Origin of the sequence: Tsuneonella rigui (assembly GCF_003958625.1) — a bacterium.
GTDB classification, from domain to species: Bacteria; Pseudomonadota; Alphaproteobacteria; order Sphingomonadales; family Sphingomonadaceae; genus Tsuneonella; species Tsuneonella rigui.
Map to the genome: position 1 here is coordinate 17,664 of NZ_RSEL01000003.1, position 17,911 is coordinate 35,574.

Below are 17,911 nucleotides of genomic sequence, written 5' to 3' on the forward strand. Positions count from 1 at the left end.
GGCCCTTACTTGATCGCCGCGAGGTCCGTTTCGGTCTTGGCGATCGCCTCGGCGGGCAGCTTGTCGGGCGCCATGCGCGAGAGCGCGCGCAAGCTGTAGGTCTTGATCATGTCGTAATGCTCGTACGTCGTCAGGCCCGGCAGGTTCGCATCGAGCACCGCCTTGCCCGCGGCATCGGCGACGATGGTCTCAACCGGAGTGTCGAGATTGAGCCGCGCGGCCGCCGTGGCAGCGGGAGCGGCATCGGCGGCGAAACCGGCGGCGGGAACGAGCGCCAACGCGGCGGCGGCGAGAAGCATGCGCATGTCGGGAAACCCTCTGGAAGCGGCCTCGCACGACGACCGGGCGAGCTTGGCGGCATTTTATCGCGCAGCAGGGCCGCTGCCTAGATGGAAGAACTCGCCGCCCTGATCGACGCACTGGTCTACACCCGCAGCCGCAACGAGAAGCTGCGGCTGATCGCCGAGTACCTGCGCGCCACGCCCGATCCCGACCGCGGTTGGGCGCTAGCGGCCTTGACCGACGGGCTCGACTTCCCCGCGGTCAAGTCGAGCACGATCCGCAATCTGCTGATGGAGCGCGTCGATCCGGTGCTGTGGACCCTGAGCCGCGATTTCGTCGGGGACACGGCCGAGACCGCCAGCCTGCTGTGGCCGGCACCCGAAACACACCCCGCGCCGCCGAGCGTGTCGGAAACGGTCGAGCTGCTCGCAGGCATGACCCGCAAGTCGGTGCTCACCGAACTGCCGCTGCTGATGGACCGGCTTGACCCATCGGGCCGCTACGCGCTGCTCAAGCTCGCGACGGGCGCGATGCGGATCGGCATCTCCAGCCGCCTCGCCAAGGTCGCCTTCGCGCAGGCGTTCGAGGTGACGGTCGAGGAAGTGGAGGAGCACTGGCACGGCCTCACGCCGCCCTACGAGCCGCTGTTCAACTGGGCCGCGCACGGCCACGCCGCGCCCGACACGGCGAACATGCCGACCTTCCGGCCGTTCATGCTGGCGCATCCGCTGGAAGAAACGGTGGTCGACCTCGCCGACTACGCCGCCGAGTGGAAGTGGGACGGCATCCGCGTTCAGCTCGTCCGGATGGGCGGCGAGACGCGGCTCTATTCACGCGGCGGAGACGACATCTCGGGCACTTTCCCGGAGCTGCTCGACATCCTGCCGATGGACGCGGTGCTCGACGGCGAGCTGCTGGTGCGCGGCAGCCACCAGGGCGGGGAGCAGGGCGGCGCGGCGAGCTTCAACGCGCTGCAGCAGCGGCTCGGGCGCAAGGTCGTATCGAAGAAGATGCTCGCCGAGTATCCCGCGTTCGTTCGCCTCTATGACGTCTTGATCCTCGAAGGTACCGACTTGCGCGAACGGCCGTGGAGTGAGCGGCGCAAGGTGCTCGAGGCGCTCATGCCGCGCCTGCCCGCCTCGCACTTCGACCTCTCCCAGGTGATCGAGGCGATCGACTTCGACCAGCTGACCCAGATCCGCGCCGGCGCGCGCGACGAGGCGATCGAGGGGCTGATGCTCAAGCGCCGCGATTCGCCCTACATCGCGGGCCGCAAGACCGGATTGTGGTACAAGTGGAAGCGCGATCCGCTGCTGATCGACGCGGTGCTGATGTATGCCCAGCGCGGAAGCGGGAAGCGCTCGAGCTTCTACTCCGACTACACCTTCGGCTGCTGGGACGGCGACCCCGACGCGGGCGCCGAGCTGCTGCCGGTGGGCAAGGCCTACTCGGGCTTCACCGACGAGGAACTGAAGCGGATCGACCGTCACGTGCGCACGCACACGATCAACCGCTTCGGCCCGGTGCGCGAGACCGACCGCAGCCTGGTGTTCGAACTCGCGTTCGATTCGGTGCACGAAAGCAAGCGCCACAAGTCCGGCGTGGCGATGCGCTTCCCCCGCGTGCACCGCGTGCGCTGGGACAAGCCGCCGCACGAGGCCGACCGGCTCGACGCGCTCAAGGCGTTGATCAAGGACTGACCGCGGTCTAGTTCGCGGCGATGCAGACCGCCGAACTCCTCCTCACCACGTATCACAACATGCTCGGCTCGCTCGACGCCTGGCTCGCCAAGGCCGCCGAGCAGGGCGGCGACGCGTTGCTGGCGGAGAAGCTGACCGACGACATGTTTCCGCTGAGCCGGCAGATCCGCTTCTGTTGCAACCTGCCCGGCGAGGCGATGGCGGGAGCGGCCGGGGTCGCCTTCTCCTCCAGCGACGTCGACGACGAAACGCTCGCCGCCGCGCGTAGCCGGATTGCCGCGACCCGCACGATGATCGAGGGCTGGCGTGCGACGCCGTTCGGCAAGGACGATGCGCCGGTCGAGCTCAGCCTCGCCAATGGCATGACCTTCGACCTCGTCACCGACGCCTACGTCCGTGACTGGGCGCTGCCGCAGTTCTACTTTCACCTGATGACCGCCTACGCGATCCTGCGCGCCAACGGCGTGCCGCTGGGGAAGGCCGATTACGTCGGCTACATGTTCCAGTACTTGCGGGCGCCGAGCGCGGCGTGACCGCCCGCCGATAGGCAGTGCAGCAGCTCGACCGACCCCGTCGCCGGCTCGCGATTGCGCTCGCCGCGCTCGCCGGGTTTGTCGACGCGACCGGCTTTCTGGCCGCCGGCGGGTATTTCACTTCCTTCATGTCGGGGAACACGACACGCCTCGGCGTCGACCTCATCAACGATCCGGTGCGAGCATTGCTGCCGGTGGGACTGATCGGCGGGTTCGTGGCCGGCGTCGTGATCGGCGCGCTGGTCGCCGATAGCAGCGAGGCGCGGCGCAAGTCCCGCGTACTGGCGCTGAGTACCGGTCTGCTGGTCGTGGCAGCGGCGCTCGACCAGGTGTCACGCGCGGGCTTCCTCGGCGCGTCGGTGTTGGCGATGGGAGCCCTCAACAACGTCTTTCGGCGCAACGGCGAGGTGGCAGTGGGGGTGACCTACATGACTGGCGCGCTGGTCCGGTTCGGGCAGGGGCTCGCGACGCGGATCACGCGCGGCGATCCCTCGGGCCGGCTAGCAGCGGGGTGGCTGTGGCTTGGACTCGCAGCCGGCGCGGTGTTCGGCGGGCTTGCGTTCGAGACACTGCGAGGGGTCACGCCATGGATCGCCGCGGGAGGGGGGCTGGCATTGCTCGGCGCGGCGTGGCGCATCGAACGCGTGCCAGATCAGTCGCTGAGCTGAACCAGCTTCTCGCGCGAAGTTGCGCCGCGCAACAGGGTCAGCGCGGAGCGGGGCACGCCGAGCGCCCTGGCGAGCAGCGCCAGCACCGCTTCGTTTGCGGCGCCGCCATCGGGCCTGGCGCGCACTTTTACGCAAATCCTGCCGTCTAGCAGCAAGATCGATTCCTCCCGCGCGCCGGGGGTCACGCGCAGGGCAAGACGCCTGCGCTCATCGGCGAGGGCAAGGATCGCCTCGGCTGGCGGCAGGTCAGCCTTGGGCCGCGCCATCGATCGCCGCGGCATGCGCGCGGCCGTTCTCGACATAGTGCGCGACGCCCATGCGCATGCCGGCGACGGCCATGTCGTCGAGGTCACGCATCTTGCGCGCGGGGCGGCCGCCCCACAGCTCGCGTGTCCCCATGACCTTGCCCTCGGTCAGCATCGCGCCGGCGGCGAGCATTGCGTCCGGGCCGATCACCGCCTTGTTCATCGCGATCGCGCCGAGTCCGACGAAGCCGCGGTTCTCGATCCGGCAGCCGTGCAACATGACCATGTGGCCGACCAGCACGTCGTCGCCGATGATGAGCGGCGAGCCGTCGGGATCGCCGGGCCGCGCCGGGTCGCAGTGGAGCACGCTGCCGTCCTGGATATTGGTCCGCTCGCCGATGACGATCCGGCTGACATCGGCGCGCAGCACGCAGTTGTACCACACGCTCGAATCCGCGCCGATGGTCACGTCGCCGATGATCGTGCAGCCCGGCGCGATGAACGCGCTGCCGTGGATCTGCGGGCTCTTGCCGTGGATCGAGACGATGCGGACGCCGGGACGATCAATCATGCGCGGTTCTCCCAGGTCTGGCGGTCGATCGAATAGACGATCGTCGGGTTAAGCTCCTCGCCGAAGCGGGTGTCCGTGTAGTCGAGCTCCTCGCGCCGCCGCATGCCGAGGCGCGTCATGAGCCCCCAACTCGGCGTGTTGCCGGGCACGGTCAGCGCGATCACCTCGTCCGCGCCGAAGCGCTGGAATGCGGCATCGAGCGAGGCGGTGGCGGCTTCCTTGGCATAGCCTTGTCCCCACGCATCCTCGCGCAGGCGCCAGCCGATCTCCATCGCGCCGGTGACCGTGGAGCCAGGCGCGTCGGCGCGCTTCAATCCGCAAAAGCCAAGGATTTCGCCGTCGCTCTTGCGCTCGACCGCCCAGAAGCAGAACCCGTTCGCCGCCGCGCAATTCTCGACCCGCGTGCGGGTGGCGGCCATACCGTCCTCGTCCAGCAGCCCACCGAGCCAGCGCATGACGTTCGGTGTGTTGGTGCCGGCCCAGAAGCTCGGCCAATCCTCTTCGCGCCATTCGCGCAAGGTCAGGCGTTCGGTCTCGATCATGCGCCGAGCAACCGCGCCGCGTGCGCCGCGTGATAGGTCAGCACGCCCGAGCAACCGGCGCGCTTGAACGCGGTGAGCGTCTCCAACACCAGCGCGTCGCGGTCACCCGCGCCCGCAGCCGCGGCGGCTTCGATCATCGCGTATTCGCCGCTCACCTGGTAGGCGAACACCGGCACCTCGAACCGCTCCTTCACCCGCCGCACGATGTCGAGGTAGGGCAGCCCCGGCTTGACCATCACGCTGTCGGCGCCCTCGGCGAGATCGAGCGCGACTTCGCGCAAGGCTTCCTCGGCGTTGCCCGGGTCCATCTGGTACGACTTCTTGTCGCCCTTGAGCAGCCCGCCCGAGCCGACCGCGTCACGGAACGGGCCGTAGAAGGCGCTCGCGTACTTGGCGGCGTAGGCCATGATCTGCACGTTGTGGTGCCCGCCCATCTCCAACGCCATGCGGATCGCGCGCACCCGGCCGTCCATCATGTCGGACGGCGCGATGATGTCTGCGCCGGCCTCGGCCTGGTTGATCGCCTGGTCGACCAGCACCGCGACGGTATCGTCGTTGGTGACGTAGCCTTGTCCGTCGATCAGTCCGTCCTGCCCGTGGCTGGTGTAGGGATCGAGCGCGACGTCGGTGAGCACGCCGATGTCGCTGCCGACCGCATCCTTGATCGCCTTGATCGCGCGGCACATCAGGTTGTCGGGGTTGAGCGCTTCGCCCCCATCGTCGCTGCGCAGCGTTCGGGGGGTGTTCGGGAACAATGCGAGGCACGGAACACCCAGATCGAGCGCTTCTTTCGCACGCTTGGCGATCCCGTCGACCGACCAGCGCGACACCCCTGGCAGCGATCCGATCGGTTCCTCCACCCCCGAACCGTCGGTCACGAACAACGGCCAGATGAGATCGGCGGGCGTCAGCACCGTCTCGCGATAGAGCGCGCGGCTCCACCCGGCGGAGCGCGTGCGGCGGAGGCGGAGGTTGGGATAGGCGGCAGTCATCGAGGCCGCTGTTGCCCCAAACCGCGCCGCCAAGCAATCAGTGCGGGCGGGCGGGCTCCAGCCGGTCGATCTCGCGCGACGGCTCCAGCGCCTTGCTCTCCGCCGCGCTCGCACCGAGCGGATTGAGCGCCGCGCCGACCGGCACGGTCTTGAGCTGCGCCAACACGCTGCGGAACCGCTGGAGGCTGGCGCCAGAGAGCAGCGCGCGGGTGACGTAGGCCACGCTCGCCGGATTGATCGCCTGCCCGTTGCGATACATCTCGTAGTGAAGATGCGCGCCGGTCGAGAGGCCGGTGGTCCCGACGTAGCCGATCACCTGTCCGCGCCGCACCTGCTGCCCGGCGCTGACCGCCATCTGGCTCATGTGGCAATAACGCGTGGCGAGGCCCGCCGCGTGCTGCAGCTTGACCGCATTACCGCACCCGCCCGCGCGGCCCGCCGACAGGACATACCCGTCGGTCACCGCGTGGATCGGTGTGCCGTACGCGGCATGGAAGTCCATTCCGGCGTGACGGCGCACGTAACCGAGGATCGGATGCCGCCGCATGCCGAAGTTCGAAGTCACGCGCCCGGGGACCGGAGCGAGGAGCCCGCTGGTCTGCTCGCCCACGCCCGAGGCTTCATAGAACACATCGCCGGTGCCCCAGCGCATGAGCTGGGTCTTGGGCTTCCCGTCGCGGTCGATGCCCGCGTAGAGCAAGTCCCCGACCTTGCGCTCTCCGGTCGCCGCGCGGCGGTATGAGACGATGAGATCGAACGTGTCGGTCGGGCGCACCCCGCTGTCGAGATCGACTTGTTGACCGAGCTGCTGGAGGTACTGCTGGACCGCGCTCGCCGGGGCGCCCGCGGCGCGCATCGACCGGTAGAGACTATTGCCCGCTAGCCCGCGAATGCGCAGCGGCGTGCTGTCGACCCGGATCGGCTGGCGTTCGACCGCGAGGCCGCCGCCGCTCCGCTCGATCTTGAGCGCGAGGTCGAACCGCGCGCGGAATGCAAGTGCGTCGAGCGGGCGCGGCTGGTCAGCGCCGGGCCGGCGGCCGAGCGTGACGTCGATCTGCGTGCCGGGAGCGATGTCGCCCAGCGAGACGTTCTGCGCGATCAGGCTCTCGACCCGCGCGGCATCGCCGGCACCGATTCCGGCGCGCTGGAGCATTCGGCCGAAGCTGTCCCCTTGCACCAGGGTCGCGACGAACTGGATGGTCGGACGCTCGGGTGCGGCGCGCAGCGGAACCACCGACGGTGTCGCGCCCATGTGCCGCCCGCTGTCGGCACCGAGCGCCAGCGGCATGATCATCTGGCTGCGGAATTCGTCGCGTACCTCGTTGTCGACCCGGGTCGCCGGTGCCGCCTCGAGCGGGGCGAAGCCGGGCCAGAAGGCGAGGCTGAAAGCCGAGAGGCCGACGAAGGTGCCCAGCCCGCGGAACCAGCGGCGGCTGCCGATCGCCTCGGCGAGATCGGGCGCGAGGTCGGCACGGTCGAGGCGCCGCTCGGCCCGCTCGCGCCAGGCTTCCACTCGTTCGGCGAGGGATCGTGTCTGCCGGCGCCAAGCCGGTTCGCTTTCGCGGACCATCTGCGCGTGCGTGAGCGCGGCGGCGCGCCACCCGGGCACGCCGTCCGCAGGGCCGTGCCCCGAATGCTCATTGTCGCGCGACTGGAACAGCGCGGCCTCCACACAGCTTGCGCGAGCGGCGATCCCGCGCCACCCGCGCCGTTTTCTCTGCCCGAACGAAGTTAATGACGGCCTAATTTTTCAGTCGGTTGCGGGCGTGCGCCCCCGGTGCCACATTGGCGCATGTGACGATCAAGGCGGTCCTCGGACCCACCAACACCGGCAAGACGCACCTCGCGATCGAGCGGATGTGCGGACACTCCTCGGGCGCGATCGGCTTCCCGCTACGATTGCTGGCGCGCGAGGTCTATGACCGCGTCGTCCGTCTCAAGGGCGAGAAGGCAGCCGCCCTCATCACCGGCGAGGAGCGGATCGAGCCCAAGGACGCGCGCTACTTCTGCTGCACGGCGGAGGCGATGCCGCGGCTCGGCGGCGGTCATGCATTCGTCGCGCTCGACGAGGCGCAGCTTTCGGCCGACCGCGAGCGCGGGCATGTGTTCACCGACCGTTTCCTCCACGCGCGCGGGCGCGAGGAGACGATGCTGCTCGGCTCCTCGACGCTGGAACCGATGGTCAAGGCGCTGATCCCCAAGGCGGAGATCGTCACCCGCCCGCGCTTCTCCACCCTGACGCATGCGGGCGCGAAAAAGCTGAGCCGCCTGCCGCCGAGGAGCGCGGTGGTCGCGTTCTCGACCGAGCAGGTGTACGCCGTGGCGGAGATGCTGCGGCGCTTTCGCGGCGGCGCGGCGGTGGTGATGGGCGGGCTCTCGCCCGAAACGCGCAACAAGCAGGTCGCGCTCTTCCAGTCGGGCGAGGTCGACTACATCGTCGCCACCGACGCGATTGGCATGGGCCTCAACCTCGACGTGACGCACGTCGCGTTCGCCGGCCTCAGCAAGTTCGACGGGGTGCGCCAGCGGCGGCTGACCCCGCCCGAGATGGCCCAGATCGCCGGGCGCGCGGGGCGGCACCAGCAGGACGGCAGCTTCGGCACGCTTTCGGGCATGGGCGGAACCAGTCCCGAGTTCACCGATGAGGAAGTCTACGCGATCGAGGAGCACCGCTTCGCGCCGCTCACCGCGCTCTACTGGCGCGAGGCGGAGCCGCGGTTCGACAGCGTCTCCGCGCTGATCGCCGATCTCGAATCCGCGCCGCCCGAGCCGGGCCTGGTGCGCGCGCCCGAGGCGGTCGATCTCGCGGTGCTCAAGCGGCTGGCAGAAGATCCGGCCGCCGCCGACGTGCGCGGCCCGGGCATGGTGCGGCGCTTGTGGGAGGCGTGCAGCCTGCCCGACTTCCGCCAGAGCGGTCCCGACACCCACGCGCGGTTCGTCGCGCGACTGTGGCAGGACTTGGCGCGCGGCCATCTCGGCGCCGACTACGTCGCCGCCCGCATCGCCGAGCTCGACCGGCCGCAGGGAGACATCGACACGCTGCAAGGGCGTATCGCCGCGATCCGATCGTGGGCATACATCGCCCAGCGCCCCGACTGGGTGCTGGCGCGCGACGAGATGGCCGCCCGCGCCCGCGCGGTCGAGGCCCGCCTGTCCGACGCGCTCCACGCGCGGCTGACCGAGCGGTTCGTCAACCGGAGGACCACGATCCTGATGAAGAGCATCGGTAACGACGCGGCCCTGCTGCCTGTCTCGCTCGGCGAGGGTGACGTCGTGACGGTCGAGGACGAGCCGATCGGCCACCTCGACGGCTTCCGCTTCGTGGTCGATCCGCGCGCCAACCACAGCGACCGGCGCATGCTGCTGGCGGCGGCGGAGAAGGCGCTCCCGGGCCTGCTCGCCGAACGAGCGCGGGCGGTGGCGGCCGAGCCGGCGTTCGAGCTGGTCGCGGGCGAAGTGCGCTGGCAGGGCCGCGCGCTGGCGCACCTCGAGCCGGGCCCGGCGGCCACCCGGCCACGGATCGTGCCGACGCGCGAACTAGCGGCGATCCCCGAGACCGAACGCCAGGCGCTGCTCGCTGCGATCGAGACCTGGCTCGCCGAGCGCCTCTCCCCGCTCGCGCCGTTGACCGCGCTCGAGGCCGCGACGCGCGATCCTGCCGCCGGGAGCGAAGCACGCGCGCTGCTGCTCGCGCTCATCGGCGGGCACGGCACGATCCAGCGCGACCGCGCCGGGATCGAGCACCTGCCGCGCGAACTCAGGCCGTTCCTGCGCCGTCTTGGCGTCACCTTCGGCGCGCTCGACGTGTTCGCGCCCGCGCTGCTCAAGCCTGCGGCGCGCGGGGCGCTGCACGCGGCCGGGCTCGACCGCCGGCCACTGGCGCCGGACATGCCCTCGGTCCTCCCGGCCAGCCGTCACCTCCCCGCTGGGTACCGGTCCGCGGGGGAGCAGGCGGTACGTGTCGATGTTGCCGAGAAGCTGCTGCGCGCCGCGCATGAAGTGCGCGCCAAGGCGGGCCGCGCGCGGAACTTCACGCTCGACCCGGCGCTCGCAACCTCGACCGGGCTCAAGCCAGCGAGCTGGGTGCGGCTGCTCGGTGCGGCGGGCTTCAAGGTCCAACGCAGTCGGCCGCTTGCCGCGGGTGCGTCTGGCCCGCCGGCGCCCGACAAGTGGACCTGGCGCCCCTCCCGCCACACCGACGCGCCGCACAAGCCGCAGGTGCGCGAAGGCAGCGCGTTCGCGGCGCTGGCCGATCTGGTCCGTTGAGGATCGACAAATTGCTGTGGCAGCTGCGCCTGACCAAAACCCGCGGCCTTGCGCAGGCGCTCGTCAATGAAGGTCACGTCCGCCGCAACGGCGCGCGGGTGTTGCGCGCGAGCCAGGATGTGGTGGCGGGCGACACGCTGACGGTGCCGCTCCCGGGCGGGGTCAAGGTGATCGAGCTGATCGCGCTTCCCACCAGGCGCGGACCGGCGGCCGAAGCGCAAGGCTGCTACCGCGCGCTTGACCCGCACGGCCAAAGCGCCATAGCACCGGGCGAACCGCCAACGCCTGAGAGGGGCCATCCGAAATGACCTACGTCGTCACCGACGCCTGCATCAAGTGCAAGTACACCGACTGCGTCGAGGTCTGCCCGGTCGATTGCTTCTACGAAGGCGAGACGATGCTGGTGATCAACCCCAGCGAATGCATCGACTGCGGCGTGTGCGAGCCCGAGTGCCCGGCCGAGGCGATCCTGCCCGACACCGAGGACAACCTCGAGCAGTGGCTGGAGCTCAACACCAAGTTCTCCGCCGAATGGCCCAACATCACCCAGAAGAAAGACCCGCCGGCCGACGCCGACGAGCACAAGGGCGAAGAGGGCAAGTACGAGAAGTTCTTCACCCCGGAGCCCGGCGAAGGCGACTGATCAACCACCGCTGCGGAGCGAATTCAGCGCCTTTTCGAACGCGCGCCGGCGTTCGGCATCGGGTTCGTATTTCACGGCGCGCTCCAGCCACATGACAGTCTCGGGCAGCAGGGCGCGATCGACCGTCTGCTTGCCGTCACGCGTGGTGACCATCCGGCCGAACAGTTCGCCCACGATCAGTCCGGCGGCATCCTTGCGTCCGCCGGCATAGGCGCGCTTCCACCACTCCGCCGCGGCCGTCCCGTCGACCGGCGTGCCGTCGCCCTTCCAATAGATCTGCCCGAGCACGAACTGCGCGTTGGCCTGTCCTTGCACGGCGGCGAGCGTGTACCATCGGCGCGCTTCGGCGAAATCGCGCTCGACGCCTTGCCCCATCAGAAAGAAGTTGCCGTAATCGGTCTGCGCGTCGGGGTCGCCCGCATCGGCGGCCTTGCGGCATAGCGCGATTCCGCCGGCCACGTCCTTCGCTCCGCCCGCACCCGCGATCATCATGTTGCCGAGTGCGCAACCCGACTTCAGGTAACCCAAGCCGGCGGCCTTCGCGTACCATTCGCGCGCCTTCGCCTTGTCGAGCGCCAACCCTTCGCCGCGTTCGTAACAGCGCGCGAGATTATGCGCGGCGTCGCCGCGACGCCCGGCCGCGCGGGTGAACAGCGCGCAAGCGTTCGCGGTATCGCGCGGTAGGCCCATCCCACCATTGATAAGCAGTTCGCCCATCAATTCGATCGCGCTGGCATCATCGCGCGCGATCAACTGCTCGATGGTAGCGAGGAAAGCTTCATTGCCGGAGGCGGCACGGCTCTCCATCGCGGCGCTGACATCGGCGGAGAACTCGGGCGCTTGGAGCGCGGCAGCGGTGGCAAGCAGATGGGCGAGCATACCCCAGTTTGTGCCATCGCTGTAAGAGCCGCAAGGCCTCGAACCCGTCAGAGAGAGTGCGAGGTCGCCACCGCAACCGCCTCCTCGGACGCGGGCCGCACACCGGGGTGGAAATTTTGTTGCCGTTATGCTATATAATGCAACAAGCGCGCTGGTGACCGAGTCCCGGCGGCGACGTTCGTATCGGAAAGGCGCGGCACTCTAGCGACACGACAGTCTGCTTGCGATCGGCTTTCCAGCCGGTTGCGAAGAGCCTGACGCCTCGCGTTCGCCGCCCATGAAAGGAATTTTGATGGCTAGCCAGGCCCCCACCGCCTTCGAGGTCGGCGACTACGTGGTTTATCCCAAGCACGGCGTGGGCCGTGTGGTCGAGCTGCAGAGCGAAGAGATCGCCGGCATGAAGCTCGATCTCTATGTGCTCCGGTTCGAGAAAGAGCGGATGACCCTGCGGGTGCCCGTCAACAAGATCGAATCAATCGGCATGCGCAAGCTGTCGAGCGACAAGACCCTGCGCGAGGCGATGGAGACCCTGAAGGGCAAGCCCAAGGTCAAGCGCACGATGTGGAGCCGCCGTGCGCAGGAATACGAAGCGAAGATCAACTCGGGCGACCTGGTCTCGATCGCCGAGGTGACCCGCGACCTGTTCCGCCCCGAAGACCAGCCCGAGCAGAGCTACTCCGAACGGCAGATCTTCGAAGCCGCCTCGTCGCGCCTCGCGCGTGAGCTGGCCGCGATGGAAAAGACCGACGAGCCGACCGCGCTCGGCAAGATCCTCGCCGTGCTGCGCGAGCACGCGCCGAAGTACTACGAGACCGCTGAAGAGGCGTAAGCCTCAAGGCTGACGAAAAAAGGGGCGCTTCCTGTCGCGGGAGGCGCCCTTTTTCGTGCGCGCTCGACCAGCGGCCTACAACTGCCGACGAACGGTCTGGACCGGGTAAGCAGTCCGCGCTACAAATGTAGCGTCAACTGCTGGAGTCCCCCATCATGCTTCCGATCCGCTCTCTGCTTGTAGCTACCGCGGCCGTCTCGCTCGCCGCCTCGGCGCTCGCGTTCCCCGGGCATTCGCGCAATGCGCTCGACGAGGGAAAGCCCATTCCCACCGCCTGGTCGGCGACCGGGAATTTCGACAAGGTCAACGCCGCCGGGCCCGACACCGTGCGGTTCACCACGGGCAATCGCTGGCAGGTCCGTGCCGAGGGTGATCCGAGCACGCTTGAGCGGCTGCGCTTCCTGGTCGAGGACGGCCAGCTGATCGTCGGCCGCCGCTCGGGCGACCACACCAAGCTGCCCGCCGCTACCATCTACGTCACCGCGCCGGCCATCCATGCGGCAACGCTCGCCGGTTCGGGCGCGTTCGGGGTCGACCGGCTGAGCGGCGACCAAGTCTCGGCCACCGTCGCCGGGTCGGGCGATCTCACCGTCGGCGCGGTTGCCGCGCGCTCGCTCAACGGAACCGTTGCCGGATCGGGCGATCTGACCGTGGCCGGCCGGGCCGAGCGTGCCCGACTGACCATCGCGGGCAGCGGCACGTTCGACGGCCGGCAGTTTGCCGCCGGCGGGGCAAGCGTCACGGTCGCGGGGTCGGGCGACATGACCTTCCGTTCGAACGGCACGGTCACCGCGACCATCACCGGCAGCGGCGACATCGCGGTCCACGGCAGCGCGACCTGCAAGCAATCGCGGATCGGCTCAGGCCGCCTCACCTGCGGCGCCTGATCGACCACCTGCCAACCGTCATCGACTAAGGGCCGCTCTCTCGGGCGGCCCTTCTCGCATGCGCCATTGCCGGACCGCACTTGCTGTATTATATCGGCAATACGGACTGGATCATTGTGAGGATCGAAGGTTCATGTTGCACAAGATTTTGAAAGGCGTCGCGCCGGTGTTCGCCATCGCGCTCGCGGCGGGCATCTCGGGCTGCGATAGCCATATCTCGGTCAACGGCCACGAAGGCGTGCCGCTGTCCGAGCTCGACCTCAATGGCAAGGCGCCGACCGAGCTGGTGCTCGCCGGGCCCGACAACGTCATCGTCACGCGCGGCGACAAGCTGACGATCGATGTCGGCGGCGATCCCGCGGTCGCCGAGGCGCTGCGTTTCACGCTCGACGACAAGTCATTGGGCGTGATGCGCAAGAACGGCTGGAAGGGCGAGGGCAAGGCGACCGTGCGCGTTACCCTGCCCGATCTCGCCAAGCTGACGCTCGCGGGTTCGGGCACGATCGACGCCGACCGCCTGACCGGCGATGTCGATGCGGTGATCGCGGGCAGCGGTACCGCGCGGGTCAAATCGGTGGAGACCGACAAGCTCGACGTGACGATTGCCGGCTCGGGCACGCTGGAGGCGGCAGGCCGGGCCAAGGATCTCGATCTCACCGTCGCCGGTTCGGGCACCGCCAACATGGCGGGGCTCAAGGTCGACAATGCCGACGTCACGATCGCCGGCTCTGGCGATGCTAGCTTCGCCTCGGACGGCAAGGTCGACGCGACCGTGATGGGGTCGGGGAACGTGACGGTCACCGGCAACGCCAAGTGCACCATCCAATCGATGGGCTCGGGTAAGCTGCACTGCACGGCCGGCACCACTTCGCAAGGCATGGGCGACGCGCCGCCGCCGCCCGCTGCCCCGCCGGCTCCGCCGCCGCCCCCGGGCGACACGCCGACCCCTGAGTAAATTCATCGCCCCGCAACGCCGGGGCATGTAAGGGCCGCGCACCGAAAGGAATTTTCGATGCGCGGCCCTTCGCTTGTCCTGCTCGCAATTGCTTCGTTCAGCGTCTCCGGCTGTCTCGCCAAGACCGCGCTCGATGTCGCCACCGCACCGGTGCGCGTAGCGTCGAAGGCGGTCGATCTCGCGACCACCAGCCAGTCCGAGGCGGACGAGAAGCGGGGCCGCGAAATCCGCAAGCGCGAGGAGCGGCTCGGCCAGCTTCAGCGCGAGCGCGACAAGAGCGACAAGGCGTGCCTCAACGGCGATCGTCGCGCGTGCGACCGCTCTTCGGCGCTCAACGCCGAGATCCAGCTTCTGTTGCCGCAGGTCCCGGTCGAGCCGGAACGCTAGGCCGCCGCGCGGCGCAGGCGGTCGTTGATCGCAGCGCCGATGTGGTGATCCGGGATCGGGGCGACCGCGACTTTGGGATGCGCAGACGCGGCAGCCGCGTGAAGCGCGGCGTAGAGGCGTGCGGCCGCCTCCGGCAGATCGCCCGTCGGCGACAGATTGCAGTCACCCGCGATCGCCCCGAAGCCGATCATGAACTCGTCCGCTGCCGCTTCGCTGGCGTTGAGCCGGACCGGCTTGCCGGGCGAATAGTGCTGCGCAAGTTGGCCCGGCGCCTCGATCCGCGCCGATTGCATCTCCATGGGCGCACCGAGCAGCGCGACGAGGTCCCGCTCAGGTACCGGGCCGGCGCGCAGCAGCTGCCACCCATTTTCGCGCACCGCGACGATGGTCGATTCGAGACCACGCTCGCTGGTCCCGCCGTCGAGGACGGCATCGATCCGCCCCTCCAGGCTCGCCCGCACATGCTCGGGGGCGGTAGGACTGACCGCGCCGCTGCGATTCGCCGAAGGGGCCGCAAGCGGTAGTCCGCTCGCTTTGAGCACCGCGCGCATGATCGGATGAGCGGGACAGCGCAGCGCGATCGTGGGCAGGCCCGCGGTTACGGCGGGCGCGATGGCCGCTTCGGGCAGTAGCGGCAGCACGAGGGTCAGCGGCCCCGGCCAGAAACGCCGCACCAGCGCGAGTGCGCGCTCGTCAAATTGCGCGAGCCTTTCCGCCGCCGCGAGGTCAGGCACATGCACGATCAGCGGGTTGAAGTCGGGCCGCCCCTTGGCGCGGTACAGGGCGGCCACCGCCTCCGCCCGGTCCGCGCGCGCAGCGAGGCCGTAGACGGTCTCGGTCGGCAGCGCGACGAGTCCGCCCGCCTCGAGCAGCGCCGCGGCGCGGCCAATACCGGCTTGGTCCGCCCCCAGCTTTTCGGTGTGCTTGTCGCCCATCGGCGCGCGCTATAAGCGCACATCGCCGCCAGGCCCAAGGAGAACCGCCCCGTGTATCGCCCCGCCACCGCCGACCAGTTGCTCGCGCTCGAAGTCTGCGCCGGGATCGGCGAGCTCGCGCAGTCCGAGCGCTTCGCCGCCGCCGAGCCCGACATGGTCGCGGCGATCGTCGAGGGGATCGGGGCGTTCGCCGCGGGCGAATGGGCGCCGCTCAATCGGATTGGAGATCTCGAAGGCGCCAAGCTCGAAAACGGCGTGGTGCGGCTGCCAGCGGGCTTCAATGAAGCGTATGATCACTACGTCGAACAGGGCTGGAACACCGTCGCAGCGCCTGCCGAACACGGCGGACAGGGCCTGCCGTTTGCCTTGGGCTGCAACGTCCTCGAAAATCTCGGCACTGCGAACTTCGCGTTCAACCTGCTGCCGATGCTCACCACCGGCGCGATCGATGCGCTGGAGCAGCACGGCAGCGCAGCGCAGCAGGCGCTCTACCTGCCGAAGATGATCAGCGGCGAATGGTCGGGGACGATGAACCTAACCGAGCCGCAGGCCGGCAGTGACCTTGGCGCGCTGCGCTCCACCGCAACCCCGGTCGAAGACGGCGAGCACGCCGGCAAGTACCGGATCGCCGGGACCAAGATCTTCATCACCTGGGGCGATCACGAGTTGGCCGACAACGTCATTCACCTCGTCCTCGCGCGCCTGCCCGATGCACCCGAGGGCAGCCGCGGTATCTCGCTGTTCGTGGTGCCCAAATACCACGTCAACGCCGACGGCTCGCTCGGCGCGCGCAACGATGTCCGCGCGGTCAGCCTCGAGCACAAGCTCGGCATCCACGCCTCGCCGACCTGCGTCATGTCCTACGGCGACAACGGCGAGTGCATCGGCGAGCTGGTCGGCCAGCCCAACCGCGGGCTGATGGCCATGTTCACCATGATGAATAACGCGCGGATCAACGTCGGCAACCAGGGCGTGCAGATCGGCGAACGCGCGACCCAGGCGGCGCTCGAATACGCGCGCGAGCGCGTGCAGTCGGTCCGCGCCGGCTCCGCCGACCGCGCGCCCGTCGCGATCATCGAGCATCCCGACGTTCGGCGCATGCTGCTGCGCATGAAGGCGCTGACCGAGGGCGCGCGGGCGCTGCTCTACTATACCGCCGGCCAGGTCGATCGCGGCACGCTGGGTGATGCCGCGGCGGCGGCGCGCGGCGAATGCCTGGTGCCGATGCTCAAGGCGTGGGGCACCGACGTCGGGGTCGAGGTCGCCAGCCTCGGCGTCCAAGTCCACGGCGGGATGGGCTTCGTCGAGGAGACCGGCGCGGCGCAGCACTATCGCGACGCCCGCATCGCGCCGATCTACGAAGGCACGAACGGCATCCAGGCGGCAGACCTCGTGACCCGCAAGCTGGGGCTGGAGGGCGGCGAGGCGCTCGACGCGCTGCTGGCTAACGCGCAGAACGGCACAACCGACTCCGCACTCGCCGAGCTTGCGGGCGAATGCCGCGAGATCGCGCGCTGGATGCGCGATGAGGCGTCGGTCGACGACAAGCTGGCGGGCAGCGTGCCGTTCACCACGATGTGCGCGGTCGCGGTCGCGGGCTGGCAACTCGCCCGTCAGGCCGAAGCGGTTGCGGCGGGGGCTGCGCCATCGCTCGCCGCGAGCAAACCGGTGACCGCGCGCTACTTCCTGGAGCAAGTCGTGCCAGAAGCGCTCGGACTCGCGGCGGCGGCGCGCGGCGGCGCTGAGGTGCTCTACGCGCTGTCGACCGAGGCGCTGACCGCATGAGCGATCCGCTCGAGCGGATAGCGGCGGCGCTCGAACGGCTGGCTCCCGCGCCTGCAGCGAACACCGATTGGACTGCCTATCCCGCCTACGTGTGGGACGGCTCCGCTGCACGCGGGATCGAGCGGATCGAAGCGCCGGCGCTTGGTCAACTGATCGGGATCGATCGGCAGAAGACGCAGGTCGCGGAGAACATCGCCCGCCTCGCGCGCGGTGCGGCGGCGCACGACATGCTGCTGTGGGGCGCGCGCGGGATGGGCAAGAGCGCGCTCGTCCGCGCCGCGACGATCGCCGCGCAAGGCCAAGGCTCGCTCGCGCTGGTGCAGGTCGCCGCCGATGCGCTGCCGAGCCTGCCCGCCTTGTTCGCCAACCTCGCCGGGCGACCGCGCAACTTCCTCGTCTATCTCGACGACCTCGGCTTCGCGGAGGGCGACTCCAGCGGCCCGCGTCACTTGCGTTCGTGGCTCGAAGGCGGGGTCGAGGCACGGCCCTGCAACGTCCGGCTCGCGGTGACCAGCAACCGCCGCGCGATCGTCCCGCGCCACGGCGCCGAGCAGGACGATCCGCTCAACCCGCGCGATGCGCTCGACGACCTGCAGGCACTCGCCGACCGCTTCGGCCTCGCGATCGGGTTCCACAATGCGAGCCAGGACGATTACCTCGGCATCGTCGCCGCCTACGCCGACCCGCTCGGGCTCGCGTGGGACCAGGCCGACGCGCTCGAGTGGGCCAAGCGGCGCGGCGCGCGCTCGGGCCGCACCGCGTGGCAATATGTCACCGAGCTCGCCGGCCGCGCGGGACGGCAGCTCTAGCGC

20 protein-coding genes are annotated in these 17,911 nt (G+C 69.4%); 12 read left to right on the forward strand and 8 right to left on the reverse strand.

Annotation, left to right across the window (positions count from 1 at the left end; genetic code table 11):
* Positions 1 to 5 precede the first annotated feature (5 nt).
* Complete coding sequence (locus ELY12_RS00155) at positions 6 to 305, reverse strand: hypothetical protein (protein ID WP_126174680.1); 300 nt, start codon at positions 303 to 305, stop codon at positions 6 to 8.
* Positions 306 to 389: 84 nt separating this feature from the next.
* Between ELY12_RS00155 and ELY12_RS00160 the strand changes: the two genes are divergently transcribed.
* Genes ELY12_RS00160 through ELY12_RS00170 form a run of 3 tightly spaced genes read left to right on the forward strand, consistent with a single transcriptional unit; the run spans position 390 to position 3,183 of the window.
* Complete coding sequence (locus ELY12_RS00160) at positions 390 to 1,982, forward strand: cisplatin damage response ATP-dependent DNA ligase (protein WP_126174681.1); 1,593 nt, start codon at positions 390 to 392, stop codon at positions 1,980 to 1,982.
* A 20-nt stretch (positions 1,983 to 2,002) separates the two neighbouring features.
* Entirely contained in the window at positions 2,003 to 2,515 is a 513-nt protein-coding gene (locus tag ELY12_RS00165; protein ID WP_126174682.1) for a DUF1993 family protein, read from the forward strand.
* 17 nt (positions 2,516 to 2,532) lie between these two features.
* Positions 2,533 to 3,183 (forward strand): YoaK family protein, encoded by a 651-nt coding sequence (locus ELY12_RS00170; protein WP_126174683.1) that lies wholly within the window; start codon positions 2,533 to 2,535, stop codon positions 3,181 to 3,183.
* On the opposite strand, the gene ELY12_RS00175 is transcribed toward ELY12_RS00170, so the two are convergent.
* Genes ELY12_RS00175 through ELY12_RS00195 form a run of 5 tightly spaced genes read right to left on the reverse strand, consistent with a single transcriptional unit; the run spans position 3,168 to position 7,205 of the window.
* Positions 3,168 to 3,449 (reverse strand): DUF167 domain-containing protein, encoded by a 282-nt coding sequence (locus tag ELY12_RS00175; protein WP_126174684.1) that lies wholly within the window; start codon positions 3,447 to 3,449, stop codon positions 3,168 to 3,170. The two genes, ELY12_RS00170 and ELY12_RS00175, sit on opposite strands and share 16 nt — an antisense overlap.
* A complete protein-coding gene (locus ELY12_RS00180; RefSeq protein WP_126174685.1) occupies positions 3,430 to 3,999 on the reverse strand; it encodes a gamma carbonic anhydrase family protein in 570 nt (189 codons plus the stop codon). The genes ELY12_RS00175 and ELY12_RS00180 overlap by 20 nt, the downstream gene beginning before the upstream one ends.
* Positions 3,996 to 4,541: a GNAT family N-acetyltransferase gene (locus ELY12_RS00185; protein ID WP_126174686.1), complete on the reverse strand. Its 546-nt coding sequence runs from the start codon at positions 4,539 to 4,541 to the stop codon at positions 3,996 to 3,998. The genes ELY12_RS00180 and ELY12_RS00185 overlap by 4 nt, the downstream gene beginning before the upstream one ends.
* On the reverse strand, positions 4,538 to 5,533 hold the full coding sequence (gene hemB, locus ELY12_RS00190) for a porphobilinogen synthase (RefSeq protein ID WP_126174687.1): 996 nt from the start codon (positions 5,531 to 5,533) through the stop codon (positions 4,538 to 4,540). The genes ELY12_RS00185 and hemB overlap by 4 nt, the downstream gene beginning before the upstream one ends.
* Before the next feature lie 37 nt (positions 5,534 to 5,570).
* Entirely contained in the window at positions 5,571 to 7,205 is a 1,635-nt protein-coding gene (locus ELY12_RS00195) for a peptidoglycan DD-metalloendopeptidase family protein (protein ID WP_338142035.1), read from the reverse strand.
* A gap of 185 nt (positions 7,206 to 7,390) precedes the next feature.
* Between ELY12_RS00195 and ELY12_RS00200 the strand changes: the two genes are divergently transcribed.
* Genes ELY12_RS00200 through fdxA form a run of 3 tightly spaced genes read left to right on the forward strand, consistent with a single transcriptional unit; the run spans position 7,391 to position 10,442 of the window.
* On the forward strand, positions 7,391 to 9,799 hold the full coding sequence (locus tag ELY12_RS00200; RefSeq protein ID WP_126174758.1) for a helicase-related protein: 2,409 nt from the start codon (positions 7,391 to 7,393) through the stop codon (positions 9,797 to 9,799).
* Positions 9,800 to 9,810: 11 nt separating this feature from the next.
* The gene (locus ELY12_RS00205; protein WP_338142036.1) at positions 9,811 to 10,107 is read left to right on the forward strand and encodes an RNA-binding S4 domain-containing protein; all 297 of its coding nucleotides are present in this window, start codon (positions 9,811 to 9,813) and stop codon (positions 10,105 to 10,107) included.
* A complete protein-coding gene (gene fdxA, locus ELY12_RS00210; RefSeq protein WP_126174689.1) occupies positions 10,104 to 10,442 on the forward strand; it encodes a ferredoxin FdxA in 339 nt (112 codons plus the stop codon). Before ELY12_RS00205 ends, fdxA begins: the two co-directional genes overlap by 4 nt.
* Here the strand turns inward: fdxA and ELY12_RS00215 are convergent, their stop codons facing one another.
* On the reverse strand, positions 10,443 to 11,321 hold the full coding sequence (locus ELY12_RS00215; RefSeq protein WP_126174690.1) for a tetratricopeptide repeat protein: 879 nt from the start codon (positions 11,319 to 11,321) through the stop codon (positions 10,443 to 10,445).
* A gap of 292 nt (positions 11,322 to 11,613) precedes the next feature.
* Here ELY12_RS00215 and ELY12_RS00220 point away from each other — a divergent pair, with 292 nt between their 5' ends.
* From ELY12_RS00220 to ELY12_RS00235, 4 genes are all read left to right on the forward strand, one after another.
* Positions 11,614 to 12,150, forward strand: a complete 537-nt coding sequence (locus ELY12_RS00220; RefSeq protein ID WP_126174691.1) for a CarD family transcriptional regulator — start codon at positions 11,614 to 11,616, stop codon at positions 12,148 to 12,150.
* A 155-nt stretch (positions 12,151 to 12,305) separates the two neighbouring features.
* Positions 12,306 to 13,037, forward strand: a complete 732-nt coding sequence (locus ELY12_RS00225) for a head GIN domain-containing protein (protein ID WP_126174692.1) — start codon at positions 12,306 to 12,308, stop codon at positions 13,035 to 13,037.
* A 133-nt stretch (positions 13,038 to 13,170) separates the two neighbouring features.
* Positions 13,171 to 13,992 (forward strand): head GIN domain-containing protein, encoded by an 822-nt coding sequence (locus tag ELY12_RS00230; protein WP_126174693.1) that lies wholly within the window; start codon positions 13,171 to 13,173, stop codon positions 13,990 to 13,992.
* 57 nt (positions 13,993 to 14,049) lie between these two features.
* Positions 14,050 to 14,379, forward strand: a complete 330-nt coding sequence (locus tag ELY12_RS00235; RefSeq protein WP_126174694.1) for a hypothetical protein — start codon at positions 14,050 to 14,052, stop codon at positions 14,377 to 14,379.
* Here the strand turns inward: ELY12_RS00235 and ELY12_RS00240 are convergent.
* The gene (locus tag ELY12_RS00240; protein WP_126174695.1) at positions 14,376 to 15,314 is read right to left on the reverse strand and encodes an L-threonylcarbamoyladenylate synthase; all 939 of its coding nucleotides are present in this window, start codon (positions 15,312 to 15,314) and stop codon (positions 14,376 to 14,378) included. The genes ELY12_RS00235 and ELY12_RS00240 overlap by 4 nt on opposite strands.
* 51 nt (positions 15,315 to 15,365) lie before the next feature.
* Between ELY12_RS00240 and ELY12_RS00245 the strand changes: the two genes are divergently transcribed.
* Both ELY12_RS00245 and ELY12_RS00250 read left to right on the forward strand, forming a co-directional pair.
* Positions 15,366 to 17,099, forward strand: a complete 1,734-nt coding sequence (locus ELY12_RS00245; protein WP_241229657.1) for an acyl-CoA dehydrogenase family protein — start codon at positions 15,366 to 15,368, stop codon at positions 17,097 to 17,099.
* Positions 17,096 to 17,908, forward strand: a complete 813-nt coding sequence (locus tag ELY12_RS00250; RefSeq protein ID WP_126174696.1) for an ATP-binding protein — start codon at positions 17,096 to 17,098, stop codon at positions 17,906 to 17,908. Before ELY12_RS00245 ends, ELY12_RS00250 begins: the two co-directional genes overlap by 4 nt.
* Positions 17,909 to 17,911: the final 3 nt, after the last annotated feature.

Coding starts and splice junctions, on each gene's coding strand:
- ELY12_RS00155 (WP_126174680.1), bottom strand. CDS start 305: ATGCGCATGCTTCTCGCCGCCGCCGCGTTGGCGCTCGTTCCCGCCGCC.
- ELY12_RS00160 (WP_126174681.1), top strand. CDS start 390: ATGGAAGAACTCGCCGCCCTGATCGACGCACTGGTCTACACCCGCAGC.
- ELY12_RS00165 (WP_126174682.1), top strand. CDS start 2,003: ATGCAGACCGCCGAACTCCTCCTCACCACGTATCACAACATGCTCGGC.
- ELY12_RS00175 (WP_126174684.1), bottom strand. CDS start 3,449: ATGGCGCGGCCCAAGGCTGACCTGCCGCCAGCCGAGGCGATCCTTGCC.
- ELY12_RS00180 (WP_126174685.1), bottom strand. CDS start 3,999: ATGATTGATCGTCCCGGCGTCCGCATCGTCTCGATCCACGGCAAGAGC.
- ELY12_RS00185 (WP_126174686.1), bottom strand. CDS start 4,541: ATGATCGAGACCGAACGCCTGACCTTGCGCGAATGGCGCGAAGAGGAT.
- hemB (WP_126174687.1), bottom strand. CDS start 5,533: ATGACTGCCGCCTATCCCAACCTCCGCCTCCGCCGCACGCGCTCCGCC.
- ELY12_RS00200 (WP_126174758.1), top strand. CDS start 7,391: ATGTGCGGACACTCCTCGGGCGCGATCGGCTTCCCGCTACGATTGCTG.
- fdxA (WP_126174689.1), top strand. CDS start 10,104: ATGACCTACGTCGTCACCGACGCCTGCATCAAGTGCAAGTACACCGAC.
- ELY12_RS00215 (WP_126174690.1), bottom strand. CDS start 11,321: ATGCTCGCCCATCTGCTTGCCACCGCTGCCGCGCTCCAAGCGCCCGAG.
- ELY12_RS00220 (WP_126174691.1), top strand. CDS start 11,614: ATGGCTAGCCAGGCCCCCACCGCCTTCGAGGTCGGCGACTACGTGGTT.
- ELY12_RS00225 (WP_126174692.1), top strand. CDS start 12,306: ATGCTTCCGATCCGCTCTCTGCTTGTAGCTACCGCGGCCGTCTCGCTC.
- ELY12_RS00230 (WP_126174693.1), top strand. CDS start 13,171: ATGTTGCACAAGATTTTGAAAGGCGTCGCGCCGGTGTTCGCCATCGCG.
- ELY12_RS00235 (WP_126174694.1), top strand. CDS start 14,050: ATGCGCGGCCCTTCGCTTGTCCTGCTCGCAATTGCTTCGTTCAGCGTC.
- ELY12_RS00240 (WP_126174695.1), bottom strand. CDS start 15,314: ATGGGCGACAAGCACACCGAAAAGCTGGGGGCGGACCAAGCCGGTATT.
- ELY12_RS00250 (WP_126174696.1), top strand. CDS start 17,096: ATGAGCGATCCGCTCGAGCGGATAGCGGCGGCGCTCGAACGGCTGGCT.